Raw genomic sequence first — 295 nt, 5'->3', positions numbered from 1 at the left:
TTGAAGGTATAAAAGATTTGATAATGTATGGGCATGGGATAGAATCCATAGTTACGCCTGTATTAGTATTATTGTTGATGGGAATTATATATCTAGTATTAGGTATCAGATTAGTAAAAAAATGCTAGTAAATAGATATGCTATGTAGGTTTTGAGATATAAGTAAAGTCCTTAACATATTTTTTTGGAGATAATCCAACGATTTTCTTGAATTTTTTATAGAAGTTGGAATAGTCATTAAAACCAACTAAATAACAAGCATCTGTAACTGGAACACCTTCTATTAGAAGGTGTT

General features: G+C 28.8%; 1 protein-coding gene. It reads right to left on the bottom strand.

All coding sequences use genetic code 11. The features are described from left to right. Nucleotides 1-140: 140 nt before the first annotated feature. The gene (locus ACX6CF_RS26490) at nt 141-284 is read right to left on the bottom strand and encodes a helix-turn-helix domain-containing protein (RefSeq protein WP_458788379.1); all 144 of its coding nucleotides are present in this window, start codon (nt 282-284) and stop codon (nt 141-143) included. Between the last annotated feature and the right edge of the window lie 11 nt (nt 285-295).

The sequence above is a fragment of the Vallitalea sediminicola genome (genome assembly GCF_054408565.1).
Note: the sequence above shows the minus strand (reverse complement) of the source record. Positions and strands in the feature narration are given on the sequence as shown.